This window comes from Buchnera aphidicola (Meitanaphis elongallis) (genome assembly GCA_039830015.1).
Taxonomy (GTDB): domain Bacteria; phylum Pseudomonadota; class Gammaproteobacteria; order Enterobacterales; family Enterobacteriaceae; genus Buchnera_B; species Buchnera_B aphidicola_AU.
Map to the genome: position 1 here is coordinate 590236 of CP140033.1, position 25930 is coordinate 616165.

Genomic DNA, 25930 nt, shown 5'->3' on the forward strand with positions numbered 1-25930 from the left:
CTGCTTTAATACAATACCAAAATACTAACTACTAAAATATAAAAACTAAAAAGCTAAATATGATTTTCAAATATCTCTAATATATTATTTTAATATCCTACAACTTTTAAAATGTTACACTAAAAACACTATTATAAAAAAATATATAAAATATTTATATCCAAAATACTTCCATTTCTTCTATTAATAGCAAACTATAGAAAACAATTACAAGTTTTTATGAAATAAAAAAAGTATATAATTAAAAAAAAGATTTATAAAAATTAATTAAACCATTAGTAGATGAATCATACTTTGTTTCTCTTAAATTATTATTTAAACTAGAAGAAATAAACTTGACAAGATTTTTTCCTAACTCAACACCCCATTGATCAAAAGAAAAAATATTAAATATTACACCTTGCGTGAATACTTTATGTTCGTACAACGCAATTAATGCACCTAAATTATAAGGATCAATTTTATGTAACAAAATAGAATTACTAGGTCTATTACCTTCAAATGTTTTATAAGGAAAAATACGGAATGATTTACACGATTTTACAATAACATCGTTCAGTTCTCTTTCTGAATTGTGGCGAAGTTTTCCAAAAGCTAAAGCTTGAGTTTGTGAAAAAAAATGAGAAAGCAATTGAACGTGATGATCTATTAACACATGATTATTAGGATGTATAGAAGCGATAAAATCACAAGGAATCAACTTAGTACCCTGATGTAACAACTGATAAAACGCATGCTGTCCATTAGTTCCTGGTTCTCCCCAAACAATTGGTCCTGTTTGCCAACGAACAGGATGACCATTTCTATCAATATTTTTTCCATTAGACTCCATATTAGTTTGTTGTAAAAAAGCGGGAAAACGATACATATTTTGATCATATGGCAAAATTGCTTCCGTCTCTGACAAAAAAAAATTATTATACCAAATACCAATTAAAGCTAACATAACAGGTATATTTTTATCCAAATCTGTATTTAAATAATGCTGATCCATAGCATAAGCGCCATTCAAAAGAAGTAAAAAATTATCAAAACCGATAGATAACACTATAGAAAATCCTACAGAAGACCACAATGAATAACGACCACCTACCCAATCCCAAAACGTAAATACATTATCCAATTTAATACCAAAATTAATAACATTCGTTAAATTTGTAGATATTGCAATAAAATGTTGTTCCAAAAATTTGTTTGTATTAAAATGTTTACTCATCCATAATTTGGCAGTATTAGCATTCATAATTGTTTCTTGTGTGCTAAACGTCTTGGATACAATCAAAAATAGAGTAGTTTCTGGACAAACTTTTTTTAATACACTAGTAATATGTGAACCATCCATGTTAGACACAAAATGTACTTTTAAATGATTTTTATAGGCACTTAATGCTTGAACTACCATAGAAGGACCTAAATCCGATCCTCCAATACCAATGTTTACTACATCAGTGATAGACTTACCTGTACATCCTTTCCAAGTTCCATCAATAATTAACGTTGAAAAAAACTTCATTTTATTCAACATATAACTTATGTCAACCATTATATTTTTTTTATTATAAAAAATGGGAACATTACTAATATTTCTTAATGCTGTATGCAGTACAGGACGATCTTCAGTACAATTAATATTTTTCCCATCAAACATGGATTGAATTGCATCAATTAAGTTAACTTCTTTTGCTAACATCAATAGCTTTGCAATAGTATTGCTAGTAATTCTATTTTTAGAAAAGTCTACTAATATTTTATTATTAAAATTTATAGAAAATTTACTAAATCTATTTTCATCTTGATGAAATAAATCTCTCATATGCACATCTTTTATTTCACGAAAATGTTGTTCCAAATCTTTCCATGCATTTGTATTAATAGGATTAATATTTTTCATAAAAACTCCCATAATATTAAGACTAAAAAATATTTTTATATTATAAATAGTATTATATTAAAAACATTTTTAACGAAAACTATAAAATTTTTATTAACCCAATATATTATTTTATATTGCATATTAGTTTTTAAATCATGTTTATAAGTTATATAATTATAAACGTTATTTATTTATAATGAGTCAATAGTTCATTTTTGACTAAAATACACTAAGTGATAATCCTATATAAATATGTAATATCATTATCTGTTCTCTTTAAATGATTATATATTAATCTTTTTAAATATTAATTATAAAAATATTAAATATCATCAAACACATATCACACATAACTACATTAAATTTAAATTATTCGAATACTCAAACTAAAAAGTTTATTTTAAAACATATTAAGCTAATATATATAGCAGTTGCCTACTTTTATTGAAAAAACACTAAAATATTTTAAATAAAGTTAAAAAACTAATTACTAATCCATAAAATATTAACAAATTAAATAAAATACCAATAAATATAATTTAATGCTCAAAAAAAGCTCAAGTCTTAACTACGATATTTAATCTAACACAAATTATAAATTTATGTTTATTACAAATAAAGAACTACTATTTTCTATACAGCATGTAAAAAATAACTAAAATCATTTTAACTAAAAAACTAACACAATTAGTAAATATTTATATTTTAAATTAGTTAACAAAATTATATTAAAAAGTTTAAAATAAATTATTACTTATCATACGCAAGCACAATGAATACCAACAAAAATCGTTTAATATGGATCGATTTAGAAATGACAGGACTAAATCCAAACAAACATAAAATTATCGAAATTGCTACACTAATAACTAACACTAACTTAGAAATTCTGTCTACTGGGCCAGTAATAGCTATTAACCAAAAATATGCTCAACTGAATTTGATGAACAAATGGAATTACAATACTCACAATAAAAACGGACTCATTCAACGGATCAAAAAAAGTCTATATAATGAACAACTAGCCGAAGCTGAAACTATTTCTTTCTTAAAACATTGGGTTCCAAAAAATGTATCCCCCATGTGCGGAAATACTATTAGTAAAGATAGACAATTCCTATTTAAATACATGCCATCCTTAGAAAGATACTTTCACTATAGACAAATAGATGTTAGTACAATAAAAGAACTAGCTATACGTTGGAACTACAAATTATATCAAAAACTAAAAAAAAAAATTGTCATCAAGCATTAAACGATTTATACGAATCAGTATATGAACTAAAATATTATCGAAAATTTTTCTTTAAATTTTAATTACTATATAAAATAGTATTTTTTAAAATTCTTATTATTAAAAACATTACAACTTCTCAATTAAAACTTGAAATTTCTTAAACTATATAATATAATTCAGTTTAATGCGGGAGTAGCTCAGTTGGTAGAGTGCAACCTTGCCAAGGTTGAAGTCGCGAGTTCGAATCTCGTTTCCCGCTTTTTTTAAAATAAAATATAATGACTTCTAACTTATAGGAAAAATAATTAAAAAATAAAACCATAAATTATTTAACCTTACATATCATTTTACTTATTAATCATTTACGTTATTAAAATACATATTTCATTTATGTTACTTTATAATTTTTAATTCTAACTAAAATTTAGGAAAATATATGCTAAATTATATTTTTTTTACAGTATTTTTGTTATCTAACTTTATATATTCAAATGTTTTACTAGCTTCATCAAATAATGCATTAACGAATCATATAAAACATAATAGTCACATATATAAATTTAAAAAAATTAACAAAAATAAACTATACAATTATAACTTTTTTAAAATGTTTCAAAAAACCTTTCCAAAATAAACACAATACCATAAAAAATTATTTTCAATTTAAAAATTTAATATTCACTCATCCATATCTAAACCATAAATATTACAAAAAAAATAATGTCCCCACAAAACATACTATTACAAAAGTAAGAAAAATTGTTGTAGCCATAGATGCTGGACATGGAGGTAAAGATCCAGGAGCTATTGGAATTAGTCACACCCAAGAAAAAAATATCACTTTTTCAATTTCTAAAAGACTAAAACATAAATTAAATAAATCAACATTATTTAAAGTTATAATGATAAGAAATGGAAACTACTATTTATCTATTTCAAAACGAACTAAAATAGCAAAAAAAAATAATGTAAACGTACTAATTTCTATTCATGCTAACTCGTCAAAAAATTCAAAAATATTTGGATTATCCACATGGGTAATATCAAAAAAAAGAATTAATTCTGAAATCAATAATCTATCGAAAAGTAATAATATCATCTATAATATAAAAGCATTAAAAAATAACAAAAAACATGTACTTAAAAAAAAGATTGATTTATACCTAAAGTTAGATACTTTAAAATTAAGATTCAAACGTGTTCAAAAAACAGGATACATACTAGCAAAAAACATCATAAAAGAACTAAAAAATACTAACTCTATATATCAAATTAATCCTAAATGTGCTAACTTTGGAATACTAAAATCACCTTATTTTCCATCCATATTAATAGAAACTGGATTTATTAGTAACAAATTAGAAGAAAAAAAATTAAATAATGCACTTTATCAAAAAAAATTAGTAAACTCTATATATCTTGGATTAAAGAAATATTATTTTAAACACCATACTAAAACTAAATAATAATTTTAAAACACACAATATAAAAATTATCAATAAAGAAATGAAAACATTCTAACATAAAGTTTATATTTAAAATAAAATAACCTCTATTTTATTTTCTCTTTACAATTTCATTTCAAATTTTTTATTAAATTTTTCGATACGACCACCTGTATCCGCTATTCTCTGCTTTCCAGTATAAAAGGGGTGACATTTAGAACACACATCAATACTTATATCTTTACATAAAGTAGAAAAAATTTTAACTAAATTCCCACAAGAACAAATAACCGATATTTCAGAATAATTAGGATGAATATTTTTTTTCATATGTCCCTTCTAACATAATATATTAACTAATAATTAAAATTATATAAACGTTTTAAAAATAATTAAGAATTATAATAACATTACAATAACATTAAAAATAGAAAGTAAAAAATTGTTTTTTTTTAAACAAATAAATATACTGTCTACATGTTAAAATTATTAAAATAATTAATAATATTTTGCACTAAAAAATCAGAAAAACATTGTTTTATACATATGATTCATTTTATATCTATTATTATCAAAAATAAAAAAATTAAAACTACATACAAGAACATTTACACATGATTAATAAAAATTTTCTGTTCTACAAAAATTTCAAATATACCCTTGGTAGGAATAAACATACTAAATATAATAATATCATCATAATTGTTATGTTAACATTTATTATAATACTATCACTTACAATATCGATTAACACGTTATCTAAAAAAAAAATCTTATGATCGTACTAATTGTTTAAAATCTATGACATTAAAAACAGAACCAATTAATAAAATTCTAAGAATACCAAAAGAAAAATGGAAATATATACATGAACTAAAAAATGAAATATAAATATGCCATCTCTTTTAAAATATAATAGAAATACTTTCATATGTAACGCTCTTTTGTATAACACAACATATTTCTGAAACATTATATCAAACGTTAACTATTTATTAATGTTTAAAAATTATTTAATAAATTTGGACATAATCGATTAAAATATTAAAAATCAAAAAATATTCTACTACATATAATTATAAAAACAACAAACTACTAAAAAATTAATTATTTGTACGCTATGTAAAACAAAATTAGTTGTTCAAATTTTAAATATTTTAAAATTCACATAAGGAATTATATTTTATGACGACAATTCTTAGTGTACGTCTTAAAAAAACAGTAGTTATTGGAGGAGATGGGCAAGCAACATTCGGAAATACTATTATTAAAAGTAACGTTAGAAAAGTAAGAACACTATACCATAACAAAGTAATTGCAGGATTTGCTGGAGGAACAGCAGATGCATTTACACTATTTGAATTATTTGAAAAAAAATTATTAATGTATCAAGGACACCTACAAAGAGCAGCAATTGAATTAGCGAAAGATTGGAGAACCGATAAAATATTACGTAAACTTGAAGCATTATTAGCAGTAGCAGATAAAGAAAAATCACTTATTATTACAGGCAATGGGGACGTAATTCAACCAGAAAATGATCTTATGGCCATTGGTTCAGGTGGACCCTATGCACAAGCAGCAGCACAAGCAATGTTAGAAAATACGTCTCTTACTGCAATACAAATTGTAAAAATAGCACTTAAAATTACTGCTGGTATTTGTATATACACCAATAATATTTTCACTATTAAAGAGCTAAACTCAGAAAAGTAAGGAACTAACCTTTATGTCAGACATGACTCCTCGCGAAATAGTCAAAGAGCTCAATCGATTTATAATCGGCCAAGAAAAAGCAAAACGCGCTGTAGCTATTGCTTTACGAAATCGCTGGCGTCGTATGAAATTAAATAAAGAACTAAGGTCCGAAATAACACCAAAAAATATTCTTATGATAGGTCCAACAGGAGTAGGAAAAACAGAAATCGCTAGACGCTTAGCTACATTAGCTAATGCTCCTTTCATTAAAGTAGAAGCAACAAAATTTACAGAAATAGGATATGTAGGAAAAGAAGTAGATTCAATCATTAGAGATTTAACAGACCTAGCTATAAAAATGATACGTAATCAGGCTTTTAAAAAAAATAAAAACAAAGCAAAAGAAATGGCCGAAGAAAGAATCCTAAATGTTTTAGTTCCTACTATAGAAAAAAAATGGAAAGAATCAGATATTTCCAATAAACCCATTGCAGCTATTCAATTATTTAGAAAAAAATTACGAGAAGGGCAACTAGATGAAAAAGAAATTGAAATCAATGTTTCTGCGACACCTATGGGAGTAGAAATTATGGCTCCTCCAGGAATGGAAGAACTAACTAATCAATTACAATCACTATTTCAAAATTTAGGAGGACGCAAAAAAAATATAAAAAAGTTAAAAATTAAAGATGCAATGAAATTATTAATAGAAGAAGAATCAACTAAATTAGTTAACTTAGAAGCACTTAAAAAAGAAGCTATTTATGCAGTAGAACAACATGGAATCGTATTTATTGATGAAATTGACAAAATATGCAGAAATAGAGGATCAACTGGGCCTGATGTATCACGAGAAGGAGTACAAAGAGACTTATTACCATTAATTGAAGGTTGTACAATTTCTACTAAACATGGAATGGTGAGAACAGATCATATTTTATTTATTGCATCAGGAGCATTTCAAATTTCTACTCCTTCGGACTTAATACCAGAACTACAAGGACGTCTTCCTATAAAAGTAGAATTACAAGCATTAACGATTGACGACTTTGAATTAATCTTAACAGAACCCAAAGCATCAATAACTGTACAATATAAAGCTTTAATGCAAACAGAAAAAGTTCAAATTAATTTTACTAAAGAAGGTATTCGTCATATTGCTGAAGCAGCATGGAAAGTTAACGAATCAATAGAAAATATTGGAGCTCGTCGATTGTACACTGTATTAGAACATTTAATGGAAGATATTTCATTTAATGCTAGCAACAACCAAGATGAACAAGTTGTTAATATAGACGAAGAATATGTAAGCAAACATTTAGACAATTTAGTTTCAAACAATGATCTTAATCGATTTATTCTATAATAACTTAAATAAATTATTTTTATATATAAAATTAATTACTTTCCTATCTTCAAAACAAAGATAGGAAAGATATTGAACTAGAAATAAAAAAATTTATTTAAAACATTACTATAATAATCCACTCGTTCTAAGTACTAAAATACTTAACATAACATTTGTATATAATAAATCATATAAGAAATATCATCTTTAAATAATTTTTAAAATTATAAAAACAAACTATATATTGTTTATTTTAATTAATAGTCCATTTAACATATCTTTCCATATATCTTTTTCTTCTTTTAGTTTTTTATTTTCTTCTTCTATTTGTATTTTACTTGATAAAATTAAATCTATTTCCTTTTTTTGATCATCATATTTTTCTTTTAACTCTTTTAGCTCTATTTGTAATAATAAAATTGTATCAATAGCTTGTTGTATCTTTTCCTCTAACTTGGAAAACGTTTCAAAAATCATCTACTTATTTCCTTATCGATAATTCTATAATACTTACTTCTTATATTGAAAACTTTATTACATTTTATAATATTACATGACAACACTAGATATTTTACATTTCAATATAATATTATTGCTATAAATATCTATAACCTTCAAAATTATCTAAATTAAAAATTATATAACAAAATAAAAATCATAAATATAAAAAATTATAAATTTTTATTACTAAAACTATTAAAAATTACTATTGCATAAAAAATAAAAATAATTGTTAATAATCTATGTAATTAAATAATATTTAACATATATATTGTACCAATCGTTTAAAAGTTCTATATAAGTGTATTCTAACTACACAAAACTCAAATTTTTTGATATAAAATCAATTCACTTATGTTAAAATACATAACACATATAAAAACTTTAAGAACAAAAAATTTGATACATTACTAATTATCAATCATAATATTAAATTTAAAACATGTAGTTTTTTATAATTAACTGGTATTAAAATTTTTTAAAAAAATTTTAATAAATTTATTCTGAAATCCACGCTATAGTTTTTTTTAAAAGTTCTGTACCTCGAGTCGTTAATATAGATTCAGGATGAAACTGAAAACCACAAATTTTTTCATTATTATTACGTACAGCCATAACCATATCATTGTAGTAAGCATTTACAGTCAATACATTAGGAATATTACTACAAACAAGAGAATGATACCGTGCTACAGAAAAAGGATTTGAAACACCAGAGAACATGGCTTTTCCATCATGCTTAATCAAAGAAGATTTCCCGTGCAATATTTCTTCAGCATATATTACATCTCCACCATACATTTTTACAATAGCTTGATGCCCCAAACAAATACCAATAATAGGTATCTTACCACGCATTATTTTTAACAATTTTGGCATACAACCTGCATAATCAGGATTTCCTGGACCAGGAGATAATATTAAAATAGGATTATACATTCGAAAAATTTTCTTTAAAATAACTTCAACTGAAGTTGTATTACGATAAATACAAACGTTATGATCATTAGTGCGAAGTTGATCAACCAAATTATAAGTAAACGAATCAACATTATCTAACAAAAGTATATCATTCATTATTAGTACTCTATTTTACAAGAATGTGACTCAGCGATTGCTTGTAATACAGCTCTAGCTTTATTTTTACTTTCATCTACTTCTGATTGTGGTACAGAATCTAACACTATTCCAGCTCCTACTTGAATAGTAGCAATATTACGTTCAACATATGCAGATCGAATTACAATACACATATCCAATAAACCTGAAGCGGTAAAATATCCTATGGATCCTCCATAACTACCTCTCTTTTCTTTTTCTACATCAGCAATTAACTCCATAGCTCGAACTTTTGGAGCACCACTTAATGTTCCCATGTTCATACATGCTTGATATGCATGAAACACATCTAAATTAGATTTTAATTTTCCTACTACTCTAGAAACTAAATGCATAACATGAGAATATCGATCTACTCGCGTCAAATCAGCTACATAACGAGTGCCAGGATCGCAAATTTTTGCTAAATCATTACGAGCTAAATCTACTAACATTAAATGTTCAGCAAGTTCTTTATGGTTCATTCTCATTTCCAATTCTATTCTACTATCTAAATCTAAATCTAATGATCCATCCATACTTCTTCCTCTAGGTCTTGTTCCTGCAATAGGATAAATTTCAATTTGTCTAGATGAAACATCATATTTTAAAGCGCTTTCTGGAGAAGCTCCAAATAAAGTAAAATATGCATCTTGCATAAAAAACATATAAGGACTAGGATTATTTTTTTTTAAAACATCATAGGCTGCTAATGAATCAATACAAGGTAAATAAAATCGTCTAGAAGGAACAACTTGAAAAATTTCTCCCATTAATATCAATTTCTGCATATTTTTAATAATTTTACTATATTCTTGATCTGTTTTATTACAAGTTAATATCATTTTCTCAAATATAATTGGATTTAGCGAACTCAAAGACCGAGATAACTGTTTCTTTAAATCTAATAATCTAGATTGTAATCTATTTTTTTCAAATATATCTGAAGAAAATAAACTAGCTTGTATGTAGCAAGATTGTTTTTTATGATCTAACACCAATAATATTTCAGCTAAATAAAAACAAAAATCAGGACAAGATTGAGTCGTCTTAAGTTTTGGCAAGTTTTCGAAACTAGACACTAAATCATATGCAAATAAACCTCCAAAAAACATAGATTTAGAAGTAGTATTATTTTTAACACTCTTTATTAGTAATCGTATTGAATCAAATATAGATAATACGTACAATTTTTTATCTTCATCTATATTTACAGGAATAGGAGGAAATTCAATTTTCAAACAATTTTCATAAGAAAATATTTTTATGTTTTTTGGTAATAAAGACTTAAAGATAGGCAATAAACTTTTTCCATTTTTTGTCAATGCTTCTAATACAACAGTTCGATTTAGTGCTGAAATTCGTAATGCAGAATCTATAATCATCATACTTTCTAAATTACGTCTTTTATCTATCTCGGCTGTTTCTAAAAGTAATGTATTATTTTTATTACGACAAATATGATGAAAAATGACTGTTGGATTAGGTTGATAGAAAGCGTTAACTTTCAAAATATCCATTTTTTTAAAACATTCATTCATTTTATCTTATTCCAAATTTTACTATATTCATATTAAATTCAAAAAATAAAAATATTACATTTTGATTATATTGTATTAACATAGTAGTTTTTTGTTATTCATATAACAAATTATCATACATATTATTTGCATACAATAAATTCAATAAATTTAATATTGTACCAACTTCAAAATCTATGTATTTTATGCTTTAATTATAAACTAAAAAAATTAATTATTTATATAACAACGTTAAACCAGTATGAAACATACAAATGTCAATACATTATCAAAAAACTAAAAAGTATGTTACTTTATTAAAAACTATATAATATTTATTTTTCCTTCAAAATATAATAATTTTTAAAATTAATATACTAATTATTGAGAATAACATATTAAAATACTAAAAGGACATCTAATATGAACGATTGGACCATAGCAAAAATAATAAAAATTAAAAAATGGAAAAACAATTTATTTAGTATAATCATGCATGCATCTATAAATTCTTTTATTCCAGGACAATTTTCTAAATTATCCTATACTAAAAAAAACGGGAAAACAATTCAAAGAGCATACTCATATGTTAATGCTCCAAACAACAAAAATTTAGAATTCTACATAATACTTATACCACAAGGAAAATTAACTCCAAAACTATATAACTTATCACATATAAACAAAATTATGATCAAAAAAACAGCATCAGGATTTTTTACTTTAAATGAAATTCCATGTTGCAAAAATCTATGGATGTTTGCTACTGGAACAGGAATTGGTCCTTATCTTTCCATATTACAAAGCAAAGATCATACTGAAAAATTCGAAAATATTATACTTGTACATGCCGTTCGATATTATAATGATCTGACATATTTACCTTTAATGAAAGATTTACAAGAACAATATAATGGAAAATTACATATACAAACAATTGTTAGTAGAGAAATAACTAATTCTTCTATACACGGTAGAATTCCTAAATTATTAGAAAACAATATATTAGAAAAAAAATTAGGTTTTAATATTCATAAAGATACATGTCATATCATGCTATGTGGAAACCCAGAAATGATAAAAGATACAAAATACTTTCTTATAAATAATAAAAACATGAAAAAACACTTTCGAAATAAACCTGGTCATATTACTAGCGAAAATTACTGGTAAAATATACTTAAAATTTAAAATACGTTCTATGAAATAAAATTTCTATCAATATTGTTTTATATACAATCAGTATTTTAGAAAAAATTTAATTCAATAATATTTTAAGAAAGAAAATTTTTCTTATTAAAAACTTTATTTTAAATTTTTAAAATTAATACTGTTTGTATTTGTTATATATATTTATTTTTTTAAAGTTTATTATTTTAATAAACTAACACACTTTTTATAAAAACATTATCTCATCGTACTTGACTTATAAACATCTTACAATAGTTAAATATTATATAATAATAGTATTTATCTCATGCAAAAATATTGTAATATATCAATTTTATTAAATTAACTTATTGAGTACATACAAAAATGATAGTGAAAGCAATATATCCAGGAACGTTTGATCCTATTACATATGGTCACTTAAGCGTTATATCTAAAGCAACAAAAGTGTTTAATTTTATTGTAATTGCAATTTTTGACAACCAAAAAAAAAACCATTATTAAATATTAAAGAACGCATAAAATTAGTACAAGAAACAACTAAATCATTCAAAACTATTAAAAAAATTATTCATTTTAACGATTTATTAATTCATGTCGCTAAATCCGAAAATATAAGCTATATAATTAGAGGTATAAGAACATCTTTAGATTGCCAATATGAATTGAATATGTTTAACATAAATAATAAGTTATACCCGATATTAGAACATGTTATATTTTTTTCATCTCCAAAATATTCTTATATTTCATCATCTTTAATAAAAGAAATAGTAAAATATGGAGGAAATATAGATAATTACGTCCCAAAATTAGTACAACTTACTTTACTAAAAAAATATAAAAAATAAAAACTATTATGAACGCAATTTATTTCTATTATGTTAATCATCTCATTACATTAATTGTTCAAAATTAATACACAACAATTACATCAGCTAGATAAATAATGAAGTATATAAACAAAATATTTATATACTTCACATATTTCATAACATATTAATAAAACATCAAACCATATATATTAACAATAATTATTATAAACTATTTAATAAATTCGTTAATTTTACATTAAAAAATATGCATATTCTATAGTTGGATTTTTATCTTTAGATAAAATCATTGATGCTTGTATTCCAAATAAATCGTATGTATTACCATCTGTTGCTTTATAACTTGAATCTAATCTTGATTTACTAGTAGCAATAAGCTGAAATCTACCATCATTTAACTCATCTACTACATAAGAAGCATTAACATCTTTCAACTTTAAATTAGCTAATTCTGGACGTTTAGAAAATAATTCAACATATGGTTGAGCGAACAAATTCTGATTCGAATATGAAGAAATTAATTGTCGTGATTCTAAATTTGGTAATACATGTTCAAAATCATTTAACATATCTTCTGGAGAATTTTTAGAAATTCGTTCCCCATTAACTTGCAATACAGAATGTTCACCTTCAAAAAGAAAATTATTATCTAATTTTAAACTTTGTCTTAATTCATTAAAGTGATCTTGAAATTTTTTACCTGAAGGAACTTTAGAACTATCTGTATCTATTTTACTTAAAGCGTACCAATAAGGTTTTTTTAAATCCTTATTTTGAACTTGTTCATCAGTATGAACAGAATTATCTACTACTGGTATACTATTAGATTGAATTTCAGCATTATTATTTGAACTCGAACCAAACCAATTGTTATAACAATCAGTCACAGTAGATACTACACTTTTTCCAACATCAATAGAAGAATCAAATATAGATCCCCCTACATCTTTTACAAATTTAACCGTTGTATTAAAAGCTTGTTCCCCAGTATCATATATCGATGCACAAGTATCTGATGTTGTATATAAAATTGAATCAAAAAAGTTCGCAATAGGAGTAAAATTAAATTGCAACATTTCTGGAACAGTAAAATCCGGTGTTATATCTTTTATAAAACTGTACATAGGAATAAAATATGTAGAAAAACCTTTTAATCGATCTGTTTTATTCGAATCTTCTTCTGTTGACGAATAATCATTTATCATAGAAGCATCCATTGGGAACTCTATAATTTGACCATTAGAAAAATCAGAATATGCAACACTTGGATGATCTTGGTAAGAAGATAACTGCACCATATCATTTAATTTAGGAAAAACTTCAATAGTGTTTTTGTTTGTACTTTTTGAAACATCTTGAGGGTTTATGTTTTTATTCACATCTATAGGTTGTATATTATCTACAACTGACATTGATGACATAATATTACGTCCTCTATTTTTCTATTAGTTCTTTTTACTTCAATTTAATTTTTTAGTCAAGTTTTGTATTACATTTTATTTAAAATATTTAAAAATATGAATAAATCAACTACTTTACAAATACTCACTTTTTAAAAATATACTTAAAATAAAAAATTAAATTAACCTAGTTAATCATTATTTAAAAATTACATTTTCAAATAATGAATACGCTTTACATCTACATCTATATTAACCTAATTAATAACTTTTTACACTATTAATCAAGAACAAAATTATCTTAAGTAATACTTATAACACTTTATCAAAATAATAAGTTGTATGTTAATCTAAACATTTTTACAAAAATTTTTAAAAACTTTACCTATAACATTAATATTCATAACATTTATTGATTATATTAAAATAACATTTCATTAATTCATAAAATATCTAATTTTATTTAAGAATATTTTATAATATAAACATTTACTTTAATATAATGTATTTAATATTATTATGCTTATAGCAATATTAAAAGATATAATAATTTTAAAAATTTTTGTTAATTACATTTATTAAACTTTTATCTCAAAGTAATTGTTGTAATGTAAATAAAATCATTAATGCTATTTATACTATGAAATAAATATTTAAAAAATAGATTTCATTAAATTAAAAATTTTAAAAAATCAATTCTTAAAATATAAAACATTTTATAATACATTATTATACAATATCATAGTAATCAAATAATATATATGTGTTTTTTAAAGTTTAATAATTATACATTCTTATATGAACACAATTTAAAAAATCATTTAACATTAAATAACAACATATGTTCTTAAAAACTTTCTAATTCACTAAAAAATCAATAAATCAATTTCAAACTAATCCAGTATAAACTACCTGACAATATAATAGAAACAGGAAAAGTTAATATCCAAGCAATAACTATATTCTTTATAGTACGCGTTTGTATTCCATCTCCATTAACTAAAATAGCACCAGCAATAGAAGAGGAAACAATATGAGTTGTTGATACAGGAATTCCAGTATAACTAGCTGTACCTATAGAAGCAGCTGCTGTTAATTGAGAAGATATAGCTTGTGCATACGTTATATCTTTATTTCCAATCTTTTCTCCAAACGTTATTGCTATCCTTCTCCATCCTATCATAGAACCAATAGACAATGACAATGCTACCAACATTATAATCCATATAGGTGCATATTCAATAGTACATGACAAGTTCTTTTTTAAATTATTTAAAAAATGCTTTTCATTAGATGTAATCATAGAATGCTGATTAATAATTTCTATAAATTCAGTAACATACAATAACGATCTACGCAATTCACAACGTTGATGAACATTCAAATCTTTGTAACTAAATACATTTTTTAATAATTCTTGTATACTATGAAAAATATTTAATAATCTTTTATCAAAAAATTTAGGAGAAAACATTAATTTTGTATTAACTGTATGAGTTGCAAATATATTTATACTATCTTTTAAATTTGATTTATTATTTTTATAATATTTTTCTAAATGAGAAATAGACTGTTTAGTTTGATTAATGTCATATTGTGATGCATTTAAATTTACAAAGTATTCAGATGGGAAAATACACACTAAAACTAACATAATCAATCCAATTCCTTTTTGACCATCATTTGCACCATGTGAATAACTAACCCCTATAGAAGACAAAATTAATATAATTCTTACTAAATATGGAGGATAAATGTTTTCACTATATTTTTCATAAATCTTCGGAGTGGTATTAATACAATAACCTTCTTTACTAACTTTCCAAAAACATTTTAATACATAAACCAAAATACCTGCAATAATTAAACCTAATATTGGAGAAATAATCAAAGACAATAGTACGTTCAATAGCTTATTAAAATTTAACGCATCAATTATAGAACAATGATTGCATATAGCATATGCAATATCAATTCCAACAATAGCACCAATTAACGTATGAGAACTAGAAGTAGGAAGATAAAAAAACCACGTACATAAATTCCATAATATAGCAGAAAATAATATAGAAAAAATAGCTTTTAGACCATAAATCGAATTAATATTAAGTAATAAATCAATTGAAATAAGATGTACAATTGCATAAGCTACACTTAATCCTCCAAATACTACTCCTAAAAAATTAAATATTCCAGAAGTTACAACGGCTAATTCTGAACTCAAAGCATGAGTATAAATTACAGTAGCTATAGAATTTGCAGAATCATGAAAACCATTGATTATTTCATATGACAAAACTATCGAAAAAGCAAGAACAATTAATAAAACACTATTATAGCTAAAATAAGAAAACAGATATGACATAATCTTTAAACCATTTAAAGATATAAATTTAATTTATTATCTGCGATAAAATTAGATAGAGAAAGATATAATACATAAAATTATAATAAATATTCATATTTATTATGATAGTTCAATTATTAATTAGCAATTTAATTCAAATCGTCATAAAATTCTATAAAATGAATTGTAAAAATTATAAATAAAATAAAACGAAAATTAAATAAATTTTAGAAGTTTATTTAACTTTCGTTTTATAATGCATATTGTTTAATTGTAATGCTAATATCATCCCAATAAATAAAATAAAAGTAACAAAAATAGAGATACCCATCCATTTTCCCACTGTCCAAACAACACCACCTATTGTACCTAAAATACTAGATCCTAAGTAATATGAAAATAAATAGATAGATGAAGTATAACCTCGATTGTTCTTAACTTGTTGACCTACCCATGTACTAGTGACTGAATGCGCTGCAAAAAAACCAGCTGCAAATAAAAGTAAACCTAAAAAAATTAAAACTATTTCATTACATTGAGAAATGAAAAGACCAAAAATCATTATAGTTAAAGACGATATTAGCATAATGCTTTTTCCATATTTCTCAATAAGCATACCTGCTTTAGGAGAACTATATACACCAATCAAATAAACGATTGACAATATACCTATAATTTTTTGACTCAAAAAAAATGGATCTAATAATAATCTATATCCAATATAATTAAACAACGTAACAAAACTACCCATTAATAAAAATCCCATTACAAATAATTTAGACAAAACAGGATGTTTCCACTGTGACAAAAAATAAACAAAATTCTTCCGAGGATGCAAAGAAACAGAACGAAAATTTCTTGAATGAGGTAACAAAAATACAAACAATATTGAAAAAATAAGTGCTAAAATACTAATCCATTCTAATGCCCATTGCCATGAAAAATTTTCTGCTAATATACTGCTAAGAAATCTACCAAAGAATCCACCAATAGTATTTCCACTAATATATAATCCCATAGAAAATGATAGAGTATCAGGATGTATTTCTTCGCTAAGATACGTCATGGCTACTGCTGCAACACCACTTAACGCTAACCCTGTAAGCGCTCTCATAAATATAACACTTTCCCAACTACTCATTTTTGAACAAAAGAAAGTAAAAAAAGCTGCTAATATTAAAGAAATAGACATAACTTTTTTTCTCCCTATTCTATCCGACAAAGGACCTGTAAATAACATTCCTATTGCCATCATAGCAGTTGAAGAAGATAAAGATAAACTACTTTCTGCAGGACTTAAAGAGAAATGTTTTGATAATAATAACAAAATAGGTTGAACACAATACAAAATAGAAAATGTTGCAAAACCTGCTAAAAATAAAGCAATTGTTACTGCTATGAACTGTCTTGTACCTTTTTCTATATACTTACTACAATTTTTATTTTTTTCTTTTAACAAATTTTTATGATAATGGATATGACATTGATTTTTTAAAACTAATTTTTTATTCAGAAAATTCAAAATATACTCCTGTTACAAAAATGAAACAATCTTTAATTAAAATATTAAAATATGTTCAACATTATAAATATTTTAAAACACTATACATAAAAATATCCATCATAAATATGCGTAGCTGAACCTATCATATACAAATTTTCTGCATTTCCATTCCAATGAACTGTTAATTGTCCACCTAACAAATCAACCTGAACTTCATTAGATAATATATTTTCTTTAATACCTACTGCAACAGCAGCACAAGCACCACTTCCACATGATCGAGTCTCTCCCACTCCTCTTTCATAAACTCGAAGAAAAATACGCGTAGTAGATATAATTTCCATAAATCCAACATTAACTCCTTCAGGAAATAATTTATGAATACTTAAAATAGATCCTATTTCCTTTACTGGATAACATTTAATATTATTTTCTATTACAATACAATGAGGATTACCCATTGAAACAATATGATATTTTATAACTTTTCCTGATATGAGCATAGAATAATACCTTTGAATGCTATAATCTAAATAAGGAACATATTGTGGGTCAAAACAAGGAACACCCATATTTACACAAACTTCTTTATCACTTAATATGTGCAATACTATTGTTCTATTTCTAGTACTAATACAAATGACTTTCTTTTTAGTAAGTTTTTTTAACATTAAAAATAAAGCTAAACATCGAGCACCATTTCCACATTGTGATACTTCAGTACCACTCGCATTAAAAATACGATAGTTGAAATCAATATCTTCTTTTTTCGTTGATTCTAATAATAACAACTGATCAAAACCAATGCCTGTATGCCGATGAGATAATTTTTGTATCATTTCAGGTTTAAGGAAAAAATCACCTTTTATATTATTTAAAACTATAAAATCATTTTCTAAACCATGCATTTTAGAAAAACTTATTTTTCTTTTTTTAATTAACATTTTATATACTTAACTTAAATTATTAGTATAATAATTGCACTATTCTAAAATTACAATTCAATTATATTGCACTTGAAATTACTTCATTTTTCATTACTCAAACATCATCTTAACGAATATTATATATACTAAAACATTAATATTAAAAATACCGCTTGTATATTTTACATAACAGTATTATTGTTATACTTCAACAAAAACTTTAAGCTATTAAAATGAAAAAAAAAGCAGTAATTACAATAAATAATCATATTTTTCATAAATTAGCTGATATATTATTCAAAAATGTTGAAAAAAACATCGATGACTATTGTGGAAAATCAGATATTGACTTTGAAATAAACACTAATATGATAGTAATAACTTTTGAAAATAAAAGTAAAATTATTATTAATAGACAAGAACCATTGCATCAAATTTGGTTAGCTACTAAAAATTTAGGATATCACTTTAAATATATAAAAAAACAATGGATATGTAATCGTACTCATAAAAATTTTTGGAATGTATTAGAAGAATCATGTTCAAATCAAGCTAACGAAAAAATAACATTTTATCATATATAAAACATAATTTTATTATTAAAAAGATGATTGAATATAAAACAATTAAGATATAACAATATTACATAAACAAATATAATATTGATGTTATACAACAATATTTATATATTGTATAAATGAATAAATAATGTTAAAAATTTTATTTTTAGTCAATATGTATATTAAAAAATAAAAATAAAACTATTTCTTAAAATACAAAAATGTTCTCCTATGATAAAATTTACTTAAATACTAAAAAATATATTTACAAATTTAAAAACAAATAAAATAAATCTATATATGCTAAAGCAATCTTAAAATGCGAGAAACACTACTAGAAAATACACTTTTGTAAAAAATTTCAATTTAAAATATATACTCGGTGAGAGAGGATTTGAACCTCTGACCTACTGGTCCCAAACCAGTTGCGCTACCAAACTGCGCTACTCACCGATAAAGTTTTTTGCATTTCTTAAGAAACTAAAAAAATATATAAAAGGGTGACCAATGGGGTTCGAACCCATGACATCTGGAACCACAATCCAGGACTCTACCAACTGAGCTATGGCCACCATCATTTTAATTTTTTTATATATTTAATATCTTTCGCGTTCGACAGGAATTGAACCTGTGACTTCTACCTTCGGAGGGTAGCGCTCTATCCAACTGAGCTACGAACGCCTATATAAAATACATTCTATTTAATACTATGAGCATTTCCTCACAATGTCCAGCTTTTTTTAAATTATTAACACTAAAATAACTATATTTCATAAAATATTTCTCTTGAAATAACTTAGATTATTAAAAATTATTAAAAATTTACTATAAGAAACATCTATAAAAATAATATTTTTTATATTAAATTTCTTAAAAAAATCATCTTATTATGAAAATAAAAATCTACTAAAAATCACTTAAAAATACATCATAATAACATTTAATATAGCTCTATTTAAGATAATCAAAATAAATAACCTTCATAAAAAATTAAGAACGTTTCATCATATCAAAAAATTCACTATTAGTTTTAGTCATTGCTAACTTATTGATTAAAAATTCCATAGCATCAATTTCACTCATAGGATGAATTATTTTTCTTAAGATCCACATCTTTTGTAATTCATCAGGTTGAGTTAATAGTTCTTCCTTTCGTGTCCCTGACCTATTATAATCAATAGCTGGAAATACACGTTTTTCTGCTATTTTTCTTGACAAAGGTAATTCCATATTTCCTGTACCCTTAAATTCTTCATAAATTACTTCATCCATTTTTGAACCTGTATCAATTAACGCTGTTGCTATAATGGTCAAACTACCCCCTTCTTCTACATTACGAGCAGCACCAAAAAAACGCTTAGGCCTATGCAAAGCATTAGCATCTACCCCACCTGTTAACACTTTTCCTGATGCTGGTACTACTGTATTGTAAGCTCTAGCTAATCTTGTAATTGAATCTAATAATATAATAACATCTTTTTTGTGTTCTACTAATCTTTTTGCTTTTTCAATAACCATTTCGGCTACTTGTACATGTCTAGAAGCCGGTTCATCAAATGTAGAAGCTATTACTTCCCCTTTTACTAATCTACACATTTCAGTGACTTCTTCTGGTCTTTCATCTATGAGTAAAACCATTAATACACAATCAGAATGATTATAAGCAATACTTTGTGCTATATTTTGTAAAAGCATTGTCTTTCCAGCTTTAGGAGGTGCAACAATTAAACCTCTTTGTCCTCTACCAATTGGAGATGCTAAATCTAATACACGTGCTGTTAAATCTTCAGTAGAACCATTGCCTCTTTCCATTCTTAAACGAGAATTAGCATGTAAAGGAGTTAAATTTTCAAATAAAATTTTACTTCTAGCATCTTCAGGTTTATCATAATTTACTTTATTTACTTTCAACAACGCGAAATATCTTTCTCCTTCTTTTGGAGGGCGAATTTTACCAGAAATAGTATCCCCAGTACGTAAATTAAATCTTCGAATTTGACTAGGAGAAACATAAATATCGTCAGGACCAGCTAAGTACGAACTATCAGAAGAACGCAAAAAACCAAACCCATCTTGTAAAATTTCTAATACACCATCTCCAAATATATCTTCCCCACTTTTCGCATGTTGTTTTAATATAGAAAAAATGATATCTTGTTTTCTCATACGTGCTAAATTTTCTAGTCCCGCATGATCTCCAAGGACAATTAATTCAGATACTGGTATATTTTTTAATGCAGTAAGATTCATAATGATAGGTTCTTAGTAAATCAGAATCGATCTCGAAATGATATTTAATAGACGGAACAAAATAGTTAAGATAATCTGAATGAAATTAATTAATTAATTTTTAAAATAGTTTAAAATTAACAAACATTTAATACTACCACTTTGGTAGTATTAAATCTATAAACTCTAGAAATTTTAACATTTAAAATAAAAAATGTAAATTTTAATTTATTTTAGATTAGCATCTAAAAAATCTTTCAATTGAATTTTAGAAATAGAACCAATCCTAGTTGCTATTAATTGACCTCTTTTAAACAATAATAATGCAGGAATACCTCTAACAGAATATTGCGGTGCAGTATTTGGATTAGAATCAATATTTATTTTTGCAACTATTAAACGATCATGATATTCTATAGATATCTCTTCTAAAATAGGAGCTAACATTTTACAAGGATTACACCAATCTGCCCAAAAATCAACTAATATCACGCCATTTGACATTACAACATTTTCATTAAAACTATCATCAGTTAGATTAATTATATTTCCTTTCATATTCATTCTCTCCTTAACAGCAACAATCATCTTTATAAACAAATATAATTTATATTTAACAAATAACACATATAAAGTTTATAAAAACATATATTTTTTACATTTTTATATGTTTCTTTCAAATATCTATATATTTTAATATAAAATGTCTTTATTAAAATTACTACTTTTTTTTTTAATATTATCTTTGTTCCAAGATAAATCATTTTTTGGTAATTCTAACAAAAACCTACTAGGAATAGTATGAATTATTTCTCCATATTGATAACGTGTTTCAGAATAACTGAAACACAATTCTTTTTTAGCTCTAGTAATTCCAACATAAGTTAATCGTCGTTCTTCATCTATATTATTACTAATAGAATTATAATGAGGCAAAATTCCTTCTTCCATACCTATCATAAATACATAAGAAAATTCTAGTCCTTTAGATGCATGCAACGTCATCAATTGAATTTTATTATCATTAAAATTTTCGTTTTTTAGTTCGTTTTGAATAATAAACTGAACAACAATTTCTGAAAAAAAATTGGGTCTATTTGTATATTTATATTTTTCTATTAATTCAGAAATCCAACTTAATAATATACGTATGTTGTTTATACTAATTTCATAAATTTTTGCATTTTTTATAGTTTTTGACAACCATACATCATATTCTATAATAGAAATCAAGTTGTTCAGCACTGTTGCAGGACGAATATAGATATCTTTTATTAGATTATTTATTAGAATAACAAAACTTTTTAATGCATTGAAATTACGAGATGGTAAAATAAATCGTAAACCCATATCATTACTAGAAAAAAATAAACTTTGTCTTCTCTTTTTGCTCCATTCTTTTAGCTTTTTTAAAGTAATATTTCCTATTCCTCTAGAAGGTCTATTTATTATTTTCAAAAAAGCTACATCATCATTTGGATTAAGTATTAATTTTAAATATGCTAGTAAATCTTTGACTTCAGAACAAGAAAAAAAAGAAGAACGAGCAGAAATATAGTAAGGAACCTTAAAATTCATTAATATTTTTTCAAATATTTTTACTTGATAATTACTTCTATATAATATAGCATAATCTTGAAATTTAGTTAAATTAAGAGATTTATGAATTAGTATTTTTTTTAATACTAATTTAGCTTCTTCTTCTTCATTTTTAGCAGATATTACATTTATAATAGGTCCATATTCTAAGTTAGAAAATAGCTTTTTTTTTAAAAAATGAGGATTATTCGTTATTAGCAAATTAGCAGCTTTTAAAATTCTACCAGAAGAACGGTAGTTATGTTCTAATTTTATTATGTTTAACGTAGGATAATCCGATTGTAATAATGAAAAATTACGTACTCTAGCACCTCTCCAAGAGTAAATAGATTGATCATCATCTCCTACCAAAGTAAAATCTGAAACATGCTTATTTAATAATTTTATTAATTCATATTGAATGTTATTAGTATCTTGATATTCATCAACTAAAAAATACCGAACTTTTTCATCCCACTTTTTTCTTAATAGTTCATCATTTTTTAACAACAATGTTGGAATAAAAACTAAATCATCAAAATCCAATATATTGCATGATTTAAGATATCTTTCATATAATTCGTAATAATAAGCATGATTCTTTTCTAAATCAGATTTAGCATTTATTTTTGCGTTATGTGAATTTATTAATTTATTTTTCCAGTTAGAAATTGCTAAACGAACGTTTTTTAAAAATATTTTATCTTTTTTTTGTGTAATATTTTTTAATACAGTTGTTTGGTCTTGTTCATCAAAGATAGAAAAATTAGGTTGAATTTTTAATTGACTAAGTTCTGATTTAATAATTTCTAATCCTAATGTATGAAAAGTAGAGATAGTAATTTTTTCCATAACACTTATAGATAACCGATTAGAAATTCTATTTTTCATTTCATTTGCAGCTCGATTTGTAAAAGTAACAGCAAAAATACTACTTGGATTAAAATTACATTTTTTAATCAAATAAATAATTTTGTTAATAATTACTTGTGTTTTTCCTGATCCTGCTCCAGCCAATATTAAACAAGGTCCTGAAATACAGCGAACAGCTTTATTTTGATTTACGTTTAAATCCATGATAAAATGTAAAATACTATATATTGTTGTTATCTAATATTAAAATATCAATATCATTAATGTATCTAAACATTATACTAAAATATGATGTTGAATAAAATATTATCCTATATTTTTATAGATTTCATGTTAGTCATATATTTTCTTAATCTCTTTCCAATGATTTCTATAGGATGATCTTCAATTTCTCTATTGACATTATTTAAAGTTATATTATCTAATGTTATATCAGAAATTTTACTACCAAGATCACCTGGTTTTAATTTATTTACAAATTTTTTTAATAAAGGAATAGCAGCTTGTGAAAAAAGATAACTTCCATATTCTGCAGTATCAGATATAACCAAATTCATTTCATGAAGACGTTTTCGAGAGATAGTATTTGCTATCAAAGGTAGTTCATGTAAGGATTCATAATATGCAGATTCTTCTTTTATTCCTGATTCAATCATAGTTTCAAATGATAACTCAATACCAGCTTTCACTATTGCAACCATAAATAATCCATTATCAAAATATTCTTGTTCTAATATTTTACCATGATATATATCACATTTTTCAAAATTAGTATCTCTTAATTCTGATCTCCATTGTTTTAATTTCATATCATTATTTTTCCAATCACACATCATATTTTTAGAAAATTCACCTGAAATTATATCATCCATATGTTTTTTGAATAAAGAAGAAAACACTTGCTTTAATTCTTTAGAAAGAATGCATGCTCTAATTTTTGCAGTATTAGATAATCTATCTAACATTAAAGTAATTCCACCATGTTTTAGTGATTCAGTAATAGCTTCCCATCCTGATTGTATTAATTTTGCAGCATAATTTGGATCACTTCCTTGAAAAATAAGTTGTTCATAACATACTAATGAACTTGCTTGTAACATTCCACATAAAATAGTTTGTTCACCCATTAAATCTGATTTAACTTCTGCTATAAAAGAAGAATATAAAATACCTGCATGATGACTACCAAGTGCGATAGCCCAAGATTTTGCCATTTTTAATCCAATTGTATTAGGATCATTTTCAGAATGCACAGAAATTAAAGCAGGAACACCAAAACCTCGTAAGTATTCTTTTCTTACTTCTGTCCCTGGACATTTTGGAGCAACCATAATCACTGTAATATCATTTCGTATTTTCTGCCCCATTTCAACAATATTGAATCCATGAGAAAAACCAAGAACTGAGTTTTTTTTCATAAATTTTTGTAACGATGTTACTACATATCCATGTTGTTTATCTGGAGTTAAATTTATAACTAGATCTGCTGTAGGAACAAGATCTTCATATGTACCCACGAAAAAGTCATGTTTCGTAGCATTAATCCAAGAAGAATTTTTCTCTAAAATAGAACTTGAACGTAATGCATAAGAAATTTGTAAACCTGAATCACGCATATTTAATCCTTGATTTAAACCTTGTGATCCACATCCAATAATAACAATGTTCTTTCCTTTCAAAATGTTATGTTCTCCAAAAAAAGAACATTGTTCCATTAATGTACAACACTGTAAATTGATTAATTTTTCACGAAAATTAAGTGAATTAAAATAATTTTTCATAAATATCTC

The 25930-nt window shown here is 24.7% G+C and carries 17 protein-coding genes, 4 tRNA genes and 3 pseudogenes; 8 read left to right on the forward strand and 16 right to left on the reverse strand.

What is annotated here, in order from left to right:
* Positions 1-241 precede the first annotated feature (241 nt).
* Positions 242-1891, reverse strand: coding sequence for a glucose-6-phosphate isomerase (gene pgi, locus U0T58_02670; GenBank protein XBC42280.1), 1650 nt, complete (start codon positions 1889-1891; stop codon positions 242-244).
* 754 nt (positions 1892-2645) lie between these two features.
* On the opposite strand from pgi, the pseudogene orn reads away from it, so the two are divergent.
* The 3 genes and pseudogenes from orn to U0T58_02685 all read left to right on the forward strand — a co-directional run bounded on the left by orn (position 2646) and on the right by U0T58_02685 (position 4576).
* Positions 2646-3190 (forward strand): annotated as a pseudogene (gene orn, locus U0T58_02675) (oligoribonuclease).
* A gap of 106 nt (positions 3191-3296) precedes the next feature.
* A tRNA-Gly gene (locus U0T58_02680) sits at positions 3297-3369 on the forward strand.
* A gap of 553 nt (positions 3370-3922) precedes the next feature.
* Positions 3923-4576: an N-acetylmuramoyl-L-alanine amidase gene (locus tag U0T58_02685; protein ID XBC42564.1), complete on the forward strand. Its 654-nt coding sequence runs from the start codon at positions 3923-3925 to the stop codon at positions 4574-4576.
* 102 nt (positions 4577-4678) lie between these two features.
* Here U0T58_02685 and rpmE read toward each other — a convergent pair whose 3' ends face one another.
* Complete coding sequence (gene rpmE, locus U0T58_02690; protein XBC42281.1) at positions 4679-4885, reverse strand: 50S ribosomal protein L31; 207 nt, start codon at positions 4883-4885, stop codon at positions 4679-4681.
* An 855-nt stretch (positions 4886-5740) separates the two neighbouring features.
* Between rpmE and hslV the strand changes: the two genes are divergently transcribed.
* Both hslV and hslU read left to right on the forward strand, forming a co-directional pair.
* Positions 5741-6271 carry an ATP-dependent protease subunit HslV gene (gene hslV, locus U0T58_02695; protein ID XBC42282.1) on the forward strand — a complete coding sequence of 177 codons (531 nt, stop codon included), beginning with the start codon at positions 5741-5743 and terminating at the stop codon, positions 6269-6271.
* A 13-nt stretch (positions 6272-6284) separates the two neighbouring features.
* Complete coding sequence (hslU, locus tag U0T58_02700) at positions 6285-7619, forward strand: HslU--HslV peptidase ATPase subunit (protein ID XBC42283.1); 1335 nt, start codon at positions 6285-6287, stop codon at positions 7617-7619.
* A 219-nt stretch (positions 7620-7838) separates the two neighbouring features.
* Here hslU and zapB read toward each other — a convergent pair whose 3' ends face one another.
* The 3 genes and pseudogenes from zapB to U0T58_02715 all read right to left on the reverse strand — a co-directional run bounded on the left by zapB (position 7839) and on the right by U0T58_02715 (position 10741).
* Positions 7839-8078: a cell division protein ZapB gene (gene zapB / locus U0T58_02705; protein XBC42284.1), complete on the reverse strand. Its 240-nt coding sequence runs from the start codon at positions 8076-8078 to the stop codon at positions 7839-7841.
* Positions 8079-8612: 534 nt separating this feature from the next.
* Positions 8613-9179: pseudogene (locus tag U0T58_02710) on the reverse strand (gamma-glutamyl-gamma-aminobutyrate hydrolase family protein).
* A 2-nt stretch (positions 9180-9181) separates the two neighbouring features.
* Entirely contained in the window at positions 9182-10741 is a 1560-nt protein-coding gene (locus U0T58_02715) for an anthranilate synthase component 1 (GenBank protein ID XBC42285.1), read from the reverse strand.
* A 402-nt stretch (positions 10742-11143) separates the two neighbouring features.
* On the opposite strand from U0T58_02715, the gene U0T58_02720 reads away from it, so the two are divergent.
* On the forward strand, positions 11144-11893 hold the full coding sequence (locus U0T58_02720; GenBank protein XBC42286.1) for an FAD-binding oxidoreductase: 750 nt from the start codon (positions 11144-11146) through the stop codon (positions 11891-11893).
* A 363-nt stretch (positions 11894-12256) separates the two neighbouring features.
* Positions 12257-12741: pseudogene (gene coaD, locus U0T58_02725) on the forward strand (pantetheine-phosphate adenylyltransferase).
* 215 nt (positions 12742-12956) lie between these two features.
* Here coaD and U0T58_02730 read toward each other — a convergent pair.
* The 4 genes from U0T58_02730 to dapF all read right to left on the reverse strand — a co-directional run bounded on the left by U0T58_02730 (position 12957) and on the right by dapF (position 18897).
* Entirely contained in the window at positions 12957-14144 is a 1188-nt protein-coding gene (locus tag U0T58_02730) for a hypothetical protein (GenBank protein ID XBC42287.1), read from the reverse strand.
* Positions 14145-14997: 853 nt separating this feature from the next.
* Positions 14998-16488 carry an inorganic phosphate transporter gene (locus tag U0T58_02735; GenBank protein ID XBC42288.1) on the reverse strand — a complete coding sequence of 497 codons (1491 nt, stop codon included), beginning with the start codon at positions 16486-16488 and terminating at the stop codon, positions 14998-15000.
* A gap of 217 nt (positions 16489-16705) precedes the next feature.
* On the reverse strand, positions 16706-17992 hold the full coding sequence (locus tag U0T58_02740; GenBank protein XBC42289.1) for an MFS transporter: 1287 nt from the start codon (positions 17990-17992) through the stop codon (positions 16706-16708).
* A gap of 80 nt (positions 17993-18072) precedes the next feature.
* A complete protein-coding gene (dapF, locus tag U0T58_02745) occupies positions 18073-18897 on the reverse strand; it encodes a diaminopimelate epimerase (GenBank protein ID XBC42565.1) in 825 nt (274 codons plus the stop codon).
* 260 nt (positions 18898-19157) lie between these two features.
* Here dapF and cyaY point away from each other — a divergent pair, with 260 nt between their 5' ends.
* Positions 19158-19484: an iron donor protein CyaY gene (gene cyaY, locus U0T58_02750; GenBank protein XBC42566.1), complete on the forward strand. Its 327-nt coding sequence runs from the start codon at positions 19158-19160 to the stop codon at positions 19482-19484.
* 355 nt (positions 19485-19839) lie between these two features.
* Here the strand turns inward: cyaY and U0T58_02755 are convergent.
* The 7 genes from U0T58_02755 to ilvC all read right to left on the reverse strand — a co-directional run bounded on the left by U0T58_02755 (position 19840) and on the right by ilvC (position 25921).
* Positions 19840-19913: transfer RNA gene (locus U0T58_02755), tRNA-Pro, on the reverse strand.
* Between the two features lie 46 nt (positions 19914-19959).
* Positions 19960-20032, reverse strand: a tRNA-His gene (locus U0T58_02760).
* 35 nt (positions 20033-20067) lie between these two features.
* Positions 20068-20141: transfer RNA gene (locus U0T58_02765), tRNA-Arg, on the reverse strand.
* A gap of 309 nt (positions 20142-20450) precedes the next feature.
* On the reverse strand, positions 20451-21710 hold the full coding sequence (gene rho / locus U0T58_02770; GenBank protein ID XBC42290.1) for a transcription termination factor Rho: 1260 nt from the start codon (positions 21708-21710) through the stop codon (positions 20451-20453).
* Between the two features lie 207 nt (positions 21711-21917).
* Complete coding sequence (gene trxA, locus U0T58_02775; GenBank protein ID XBC42291.1) at positions 21918-22247, reverse strand: thioredoxin TrxA; 330 nt, start codon at positions 22245-22247, stop codon at positions 21918-21920.
* A 135-nt stretch (positions 22248-22382) separates the two neighbouring features.
* The gene (locus tag U0T58_02780; GenBank protein XBC42292.1) at positions 22383-24344 is read right to left on the reverse strand and encodes a UvrD-helicase domain-containing protein; all 1962 of its coding nucleotides are present in this window, start codon (positions 24342-24344) and stop codon (positions 22383-22385) included.
* A 107-nt stretch (positions 24345-24451) separates the two neighbouring features.
* A complete protein-coding gene (gene ilvC, locus U0T58_02785; GenBank protein XBC42293.1) occupies positions 24452-25921 on the reverse strand; it encodes a ketol-acid reductoisomerase in 1470 nt (489 codons plus the stop codon).
* Positions 25922-25930 lie beyond the last annotated feature (9 nt).

Coding starts and splice junctions, on each gene's coding strand:
- pgi (XBC42280.1), bottom strand. CDS start 1,891: ATGAAAAATATTAATCCTATTAATACAAATGCATGGAAAGATTTGGAA.
- rpmE (XBC42281.1), bottom strand. CDS start 4,885: ATGAAAAAAAATATTCATCCTAATTATTCTGAAATATCGGTTATTTGT.
- hslV (XBC42282.1), top strand. CDS start 5,741: ATGACGACAATTCTTAGTGTACGTCTTAAAAAAACAGTAGTTATTGGA.
- hslU (XBC42283.1), top strand. CDS start 6,285: ATGTCAGACATGACTCCTCGCGAAATAGTCAAAGAGCTCAATCGATTT.
- zapB (XBC42284.1), bottom strand. CDS start 8,078: ATGATTTTTGAAACGTTTTCCAAGTTAGAGGAAAAGATACAACAAGCT.
- U0T58_02715 (XBC42285.1), bottom strand. CDS start 10,741: ATGAATGAATGTTTTAAAAAAATGGATATTTTGAAAGTTAACGCTTTC.
- U0T58_02720 (XBC42286.1), top strand. CDS start 11,144: ATGAACGATTGGACCATAGCAAAAATAATAAAAATTAAAAAATGGAAA.
- U0T58_02730 (XBC42287.1), bottom strand. CDS start 14,144: ATGTCATCAATGTCAGTTGTAGATAATATACAACCTATAGATGTGAAT.
- U0T58_02735 (XBC42288.1), bottom strand. CDS start 16,488: ATGTCATATCTGTTTTCTTATTTTAGCTATAATAGTGTTTTATTAATT.
- rho (XBC42290.1), bottom strand. CDS start 21,710: ATGAATCTTACTGCATTAAAAAATATACCAGTATCTGAATTAATTGTC.
- trxA (XBC42291.1), bottom strand. CDS start 22,247: ATGAAAGGAAATATAATTAATCTAACTGATGATAGTTTTAATGAAAAT.
- U0T58_02780 (XBC42292.1), bottom strand. CDS start 24,344: ATGGATTTAAACGTAAATCAAAATAAAGCTGTTCGCTGTATTTCAGGA.
- ilvC (XBC42293.1), bottom strand. CDS start 25,921: ATGAAAAATTATTTTAATTCACTTAATTTTCGTGAAAAATTAATCAAT.